Raw genomic sequence first — 6925 nt, forward strand, 5'->3', positions numbered from 1 at the left:
CTCTATTCTCTTTACTCTATTCTCTTGCTTCTTTACTCTTTCTTAGCGCTATGCAAACCACACTCTTTATGGCTTGATTCCCACCACCATCTTCCGGCTCTGATATCTTCTCCGGGAAAAATTGCTCTTGTACATGGCGCGCATCCTATACTTACGAAACCTTGTTTGTGTAAAGCATTTTGAGGAACATTGTTTTCTTGCAAATACGCTTCAACTTCTTCTAAAGTCCATTTTAGTAATGGATTAAATTTGATGATTTCGAAACCTCCATCGTATTCAAACAAATTCAAATCTTGTCTGTTCTCCGATTGTTCTGCTCTTAAACCTGTTATCCAAACTGAATTTCCCGCTAAAGCTTTTCGTAGCGGAACTACTTTTCGAATAAAACAGCATTCTTTTCTATTCTCTACCGATTCATAAAAGCTGTTTGGGCCTTTTTGTTTCAGTAAATTTTCTACTGCTGTTGCTTCCGGAAAATAAACCTCAATTGGTCTTTTGTACTTTTTTAATGTTTTATGAAAAACATCGTAAGTTTCCTGAAATAGTCTTCCAGTATCTAATGTAAAAATGGTAATATCAGTATTACTTTTTGCAATAAAATCTGTAATTACCTGATCTTCCTGACCAAAAGATGTCGAAAAAATCACTTTTCCCGGAAATTCATTTGCCAAAAAAGCTAATGTTTCGTCAAGCGAAAGATCTTTTGTTGTATCTAATAATGATTGTATAATTGTCGCGCTCATATTCTCTTTCCTTCCTAAAAAATCGATTACAATAATTTAGATAATGTTTTTAAACTCAATAATATAATTAAAATTCCAACTGCAATCATCATTGGTTTTCTTTTGATTTTATTTACAAGGTAAGCTCCAAGTGGTGCTGCAATTACACCTCCTAAAATCAAACCGATGATTACCTGCCAACCGTGAATTCCTCCAAAAAGCATGAATGTAATTCCGCTTGCAAACGAAATGGCAAACTCAGCTGCATTTACAGAACCAATAGTGTAGCGAGGATTTCTTCCTCTTCCTAACAATGTAGAAGTTACAATTGGTCCCCAGCCTCCACCGCCAACAGAATCCATAAAACCTCCAAAAGCAGCCAAAACACTTAATTTTTTAGTTTTCTTTTTTACAATTGTTTTTTTCAATGCTTTTTTTATAATAATAACAGCCAAAATAATCATGTAAACTGCAATAAATGGCTTGATAAAATCTCCATTAATAACATCTGATAGTAAATAAGCTCCCGTAATCGAACCTAAAACTCCCGGAATCAATAAATGTTTCACCAGTTTTTTATTGATGTTTCCAAAACGATGATGAGAAAGTGCCGATGCTCCTGTTGTAAACATTTCAGATACATGGACCGCTGTACTACTCACAACAGGCGGAACCCCATAAGCTAATAAAAAAGAGGTTGAAGTTGCTCCGTATCCCATTCCTAAAGTTCCGTCTACCAACTGAGCAAAAATACCAATAAAGAAAAAACCAAAAACTCCTGATTAAATCCTGAAACAAAACCATTCCATGAAAAATCAGCATAATGATTGTAGATCAAAGTACTTAACAACCCTACAAGCAAAACTACCGGTATGATAACCCATAATTTTTCTTTTATCGACGTATCAGACTTTACATCAATACTATTTATTTTCAGTTCTTTCTCCATATTTCTATGTTTCTTTTTTAAAAAATCTATTACCCTATCGGCTTACTAGATTACTTTGCAAAAATACTACTTATTTCTAAATATCAAAACAATATTTTTATTTTTTTAACCCCTTAATAATCCATTAATTACACTATAACGAAATATTTAAAGCTTCAACGGAATAATTTAACAAATAACGGCATATTTCATCTTATTTAAACAACAAATATTTACTAAATATTTGGTTTTTAATTACATTCTTAATGTCTACCATTTCCATAGGATAATTATAAAATTGTTTTTACTTTTACGCCAAATATTTATTATGGATTTTCAGATTGGTCTTGTAATTGCAGGTTTGGTGGTTGGTTTTGTTGTTGGATTAACAGGTGTTGGCGGAGGTTCTTTAATGACTCCGATTTTATTATGGTTTGGTATTCCCCCAACCACAGCAGTTGGTACCGATTTATTATATGCTGCTTTTACCAAAATGGGAGGCGTATTTGTCCATCATAAAAAAGGAAATATCAATTGGTCTATTACAGGCTGGCTTACTTTGGGCAGTGTTCCGGCGGCTTTGCTTACACTTTGGATTTTAAATAGTATTAAAACTGATATTTCAACTATAAATGCTGTAATAAAGTACAGTTTGGGATGGGCACTTCTTTTTACATCAGTAGCTATTTTGTTTAAAAAGAAACTTTTAGTCTTTTCTCAAAAACATGCCGGAGATAAATTTCATAGTGAAAGTCATACTCAAAATATGCTTACTATTGGAATTGGGGTTTTATTAGGCGCTACGGTAACACTAACTTCTATTGGTGCCGGAGCTCTGGGTACGGTTACTTTATTTTTCTTTATCCGCTTTTACCAACACCTCGTTTGGTTGGAACCGAAATTGCGCACGCTGTTCCCTTAACTCTTGTTGCCGGAATTGGACATGCCTCAATGGGAAATTTAGATTTGGTTTTACTTGGTCAATTATTAATGGGGTCTCTTCCTGGAATTTTTATAGGAAGCATGTTAAGCGGAAAAGTACCCGATTTATTGCTGAGAAATGCCATTGCGATAATGCTTTTTATTGCCGGATATAAATTGATTTTTTAGAATAAAATTCCAATCCTGCAAAATTTCCAAAACTTTGTAAATATAATTCTAATAGATATCTATTTAGAGATATCTAAGTATCAACGCTAAATGTTGTGGAGAAACATTAAAGATTTATACATCCTAATTATTTTTTAACGCAGAGATCACAAAGGTTTTTCGCAGAGTTCACTAAGATTTAAGTTGTGTTTTCACAAGCTAAGTACGCAAAGCGTTGTGAACTTTGTGTTTTTTAAAGTTCTTAGATAGATCTCTGCGGTAAAAAATATTTAACGTTATACGATACTTACATAGATATACCTACAAGGTTTTGAAAACCTTGCAGGACAAAAATAAAAGACCTTTCCATTTACTGAAAAGGTCTTTTTTTTATTGAGAACAGAAATTGACTAAAATGCAATATCTGCCAATGAATTACTTTCAAGAATTTTAAGTGTATTATCACGAACTTCGGTCATTAAACGTCTTGCAGCGCATGTAGATTCATCATCGCAATCATCGCATCTTTCGTAAAAGTTATGACTCGCACAAGGCAACAATGCAATAGGTCCTTCAAGAATGCGATAGACTTTGGCCATGCTAATGTCTTTCGGGTCTTTTATCAGATAATAACCACCGCCTTTTCCTTTTTTAGCACCAAGAAAACCTGAATTTCTAAGTAACAGCAAAATACTCTCTAAAAATTTTATCGAAATATGTTCACTTTTGGCAATTTCGGCAATTTGTACAGGCTCGTTGTTTTCGCGTCTGGCCAAATAAGTTAAAGCTTTAATTCCGTATTTTGTTTTCTTTGAAAGCACGTATATAAATTTTAGATTGTTGAGTTTAGATTTTAGATTTCTGATCCAAATCTACAAACCTTATATTTTTCTGCAACAAAAATAGCTTTTTTATACGAGAATACTAAGAGAATGGAGTTTTAAATTCTACTTAACCTATCAAATTATTTCTTCAACTTAAATTCATGAAACAACTTCATTTTAATAAAGCCAAAAAAGTAGAATCTGACATTCTTCTTACGCTTCTACTTCCTGAACTCCAATTAAATTAAACTCATGAAATGTTTTTAAATTTTCTGCGAGATCTTTTTTATTAACTACATATGTATCAGATATTGTATCATGCCAACCTCTACCTGAATCACCTAAAAAAGAAAAAGCTTCAAATGGAATTAAACGACATAAACTTCTTTTCAAAAAAGTACCAAAAGATGGTTTTTCACCGTTTTCATTTACCACAATTGTACCTGTAATAAGTTTTGCCAATGATCTTCCTAAAAACCCTTCTGTAATCGTATAATAAAAAATTGTAACTACAATAAAAACTACCTGACCACTAAGATCACCCATATCACTTAACCAAAGTAATATTCCGTTCCATTGAAAAAGACCAGCTAAGATGGCCAATATGAAAGCTAAAGCAAATATTAAGCACATAATAAAAATAATATCTAAAATATAATTTAGAATACGGCTTCCTTTAGAAGCGAACAATTCTTCGTCAATAATGTAAGTAGAGTTACTCATGTTTGGTTTGGTTTTAAGTTTATGATTATTAAATAGATTTAAATTTTAATCCAAACAAAAATATACTTTTTACTCAAACTATTACAAAATAGAATAACGATTTTTAACAGTAATAGAATTACAGCTAAAAATCGTTATTTATATTTAATTCTGATTTAGTTTTAAATCTAAAATCAGAAATCTACAATTATCTAAGAAAGTGCCTGATCTAAATCGGCGATAATATCTTTTACAGTTTCTAAACCTACAGAAACACGCACTAAACCTTCTGTAATTCCTACTGCGAGCTTTTCTTCAACAGACAATTTACTGTGCGTTGTTGAAGCTGGATGCGTTACAATCGTTTTCACGTCTCCAATATTTGCCGAAAGCGAACATAATTTTATCTTGTCTAAAAATTTTCGTCCGGCTTCGATTCCGCCTTTAATTTCAATGGCAATAATATTACCTCCTAAAAGCATTTGTTTTTTGGCAATCTCATATTTTGGATGCGATTTTAAAAACGGATATTTAATGCTTTCTACATTTGGGTGATTTTCTAAAAACTCCGCTACTTTTAAAGCATTTTCACAATGTTTATCAACACGAACAGCCAAAGTTTCTAAACTTTTTGATAAAACCCAGGCATTAAATGGTGACATTGCCGGTCCTGTATTTCTTGAAAACAAATATATTTTACGAATCAATTCAGCTTCTCCAACTGCAACTCCGCCTAAAACGCGTCCTTGCCCATCGATTAATTTTGTTGCTGAATGGATCACGATGTGAGCGCCATATTTAATAGGCTGCTGAATGTATGGTGTGGCAAAACAATTGTCGATTATTAAAATCAAATTATGTTTTTTTGCAATTTGACCCAATAATTCCAAATCTACTACATCGACACCTGGATTTGTTGGTGTTTCTGCATATAAAATTTTGGTATTTGGTTTGATGAAACTTTCTATTGTTTCTGGTTTATTGATATCAAAATAAGAAGTTTCAATTTTCCATTTTGGGAAATAAGTCATAAACAACGCATGCGTAGACCCAAAAACACTTCCTGTAGATACTATGTGATCGCCAGAATCCAATAAAGCGGCAAATGTAGAATATATCGCTGCCATTCCGGTTGCAAAAGCATAACCAGCTTCGGCACCTTCCATTGCACATACTTTGTCTACAAATTCTGTGGTATTTGGATTACTGAAACGAGAGTAAATATTGCGGACTTTTTCTTCTGTAAAAGAGGCTCGCATATCTTCGGCATCCTCAAATACAAAACTCGATGATAAATACAAAGGAGTTGAATGTTCCTGAAATTGTGTTTTTTCTAAATGTGTACGGATGGCTTGTGTTTCAAAACCAAATTCTTGTTCGTTCATTATGTTTGTTTTTTGTTTCATGTTTCAAGTTTCAAGTTTTCTGCATTGCCTAAAACAAGAACTTAAAACTTAAACTTTATAGAGCATTAGTTAATCTTCATCTAAAAATTATCTAATTCTCTAATTGACTCATTTTCTAATTATAAAGCTTCGTTGTTCAACACAACTTTGTATTTAATTGTTGCTGTTGGCTCAACTGTTTTGGCAACTGAACAATATTTTTCGAAAGAAAGCTGTGCAGCACGTTGGGCTTTTTCAGGATTAATATCGCCTTCTAAATAAAAAACGACATTGATTTCTTTAAAAGGTTTTGCTTCGTCAACTTGCACGCGCTCGCCTTCGACCTCAGCATTAAAGGATGTTATTTCCTGACGTTGTTTCTTTAAAATCGAAATCATATCAATAGCACTACATCCTGCAACTCCCATTAATACTAATTCCATTGGACTTGCACCTAAATCGCTTCCGCCAAATTCGGCTCTGCTATCAACATCAACTACATGACCTCTTTCATTTTTTAGTTTGAAATGAAACGCGTCGTTTACTCTGTTTAGGGTTACTTTCATTTTTTTTGTTTTTTGTTTTTGTTTGAGCTCAAATCAGTAATCTAAACTCTGTAATCTAAAATCGATATTATCCTTTATCCGACAATCTCAAAATATCTCCAAATACTCCTCTCGCTGTAACCGCAGAACCTGCACCGGCTCCCTGAATTACAATTGGACGATCTCCGTAAGATTCTGTATAAATTTCGAAGAAAGAATCAGAACCTTTTAATCCGCCTAAGGCAGTATCTGAAGGAACAGAAACTAATTTTACTTCCAGGTTTCCTTTGTCATTTTGCAAATCTCCAGACAATTCGCCAATGTATCTTAATACGTGATTTGGTTTTTGATCGGCTTTTATTTTATCGTAAATTGGGTCGAATTCTTTTAGTTTTGTCAAGAAATCAGAAACATTTCCATCACGTAAATGTTCCGGTATTAAATTCTGAATCGAGATTTCTTCAAACTCATTTTGTAAATCTAATTCTCTGGCCAAAATCAATAATTTTCTTCCCACATCATTTCCGCATAAATCTTCACGTGGGTCTGGTTCTGTGTATCCGTTATCAATTGCTTCTTTTAAAATTTCGCTAAACGGAACATCTTTTGCAGAAAAATTATTGAATAAATAACTCAAAGTACCAGAGAAAACTCCTTTTATCTTCGTGATATTTTCGCCCGAAAGATGTAATAATTTTATTGTATCAATTAATGGCAATCCTGCACCAAC

The 6925-nt window shown here is 33.0% G+C and carries 7 protein-coding genes and 2 pseudogenes; 1 reads left to right on the forward strand and 8 read right to left on the reverse strand.

Annotated elements, in window-relative coordinates; all coding sequences use genetic code 11:
* Window positions 1-32: 32 nt before the first annotated feature.
* The 3 genes from ACZZZT_RS25325 to ACZZZT_RS25335 are packed head-to-tail and all read right to left on the reverse strand — an operon-like array spanning window position 33 to window position 1671.
* The gene (locus tag ACZZZT_RS25325) at window positions 33-743 is read right to left on the reverse strand and encodes a phosphoadenylyl-sulfate reductase (protein WP_463462354.1); all 711 of its coding nucleotides are present in this window, start codon (window positions 741-743) and stop codon (window positions 33-35) included.
* A gap of 26 nt (window positions 744-769) precedes the next feature.
* Window positions 770-1462, reverse strand: a complete 693-nt coding sequence (locus tag ACZZZT_RS25330) for a sulfite exporter TauE/SafE family protein (protein ID WP_463462355.1) — start codon at window positions 1460-1462, stop codon at window positions 770-772.
* A complete protein-coding gene (locus ACZZZT_RS25335) occupies window positions 1456-1671 on the reverse strand; it encodes a hypothetical protein (protein ID WP_463462356.1) in 216 nt (71 codons plus the stop codon). Before ACZZZT_RS25335 ends, ACZZZT_RS25330 begins: the two co-directional genes overlap by 7 nt.
* Before the next feature lie 307 nt (window positions 1672-1978).
* Here ACZZZT_RS25335 and ACZZZT_RS25340 point away from each other — a divergent pair.
* A pseudogene (locus tag ACZZZT_RS25340) lies at window positions 1979-2760 on the forward strand (sulfite exporter TauE/SafE family protein).
* A 389-nt stretch (window positions 2761-3149) separates the two neighbouring features.
* Here ACZZZT_RS25340 and ACZZZT_RS25345 read toward each other — a convergent pair.
* From ACZZZT_RS25345 to ACZZZT_RS25365, 5 genes and pseudogenes are all read right to left on the reverse strand, one after another.
* The gene (locus tag ACZZZT_RS25345) at window positions 3150-3560 is read right to left on the reverse strand and encodes an RrF2 family transcriptional regulator (RefSeq protein ID WP_008466594.1); all 411 of its coding nucleotides are present in this window, start codon (window positions 3558-3560) and stop codon (window positions 3150-3152) included.
* A gap of 216 nt (window positions 3561-3776) precedes the next feature.
* Window positions 3777-4286 carry an RDD family protein gene (locus ACZZZT_RS25350; RefSeq protein WP_463462357.1) on the reverse strand — a complete coding sequence of 170 codons (510 nt, stop codon included), beginning with the start codon at window positions 4284-4286 and terminating at the stop codon, window positions 3777-3779.
* 191 nt (window positions 4287-4477) lie between these two features.
* Window positions 4478-5650, reverse strand: coding sequence for a trans-sulfuration enzyme family protein (locus ACZZZT_RS25355; protein WP_463462358.1), 1173 nt, complete (start codon window positions 5648-5650; stop codon window positions 4478-4480).
* A 140-nt stretch (window positions 5651-5790) separates the two neighbouring features.
* The gene (locus ACZZZT_RS25360) at window positions 5791-6216 is read right to left on the reverse strand and encodes an OsmC family protein (protein ID WP_042566157.1); all 426 of its coding nucleotides are present in this window, start codon (window positions 6214-6216) and stop codon (window positions 5791-5793) included.
* A 67-nt stretch (window positions 6217-6283) separates the two neighbouring features.
* Window positions 6284-6925, reverse strand: a pseudogene (locus ACZZZT_RS25365) (bifunctional aspartate kinase/homoserine dehydrogenase I); the annotation flags it as partial.

It is taken from the genome of Flavobacterium sp. AC274 (assembly GCF_979258275.1).

Excerpts from the sequence above, each read along its gene's own strand:
- ACZZZT_RS25325 (WP_463462354.1), bottom strand. The coding sequence starts at position 743 with ATGAGCGCGACAATTATACAATCATTATTAGATACAACAAAAGATCTT.
- ACZZZT_RS25335 (WP_463462356.1), bottom strand. The coding sequence starts at position 1,671 with ATGGAGAAAGAACTGAAAATAAATAGTATTGATGTAAAGTCTGATACG.
- ACZZZT_RS25350 (WP_463462357.1), bottom strand. The coding sequence starts at position 4,286 with ATGAGTAACTCTACTTACATTATTGACGAAGAATTGTTCGCTTCTAAA.
- ACZZZT_RS25355 (WP_463462358.1), bottom strand. The coding sequence starts at position 5,650 with ATGAACGAACAAGAATTTGGTTTTGAAACACAAGCCATCCGTACACAT.
- ACZZZT_RS25360 (WP_042566157.1), bottom strand. The coding sequence starts at position 6,216 with ATGAAAGTAACCCTAAACAGAGTAAACGACGCGTTTCATTTCAAACTA.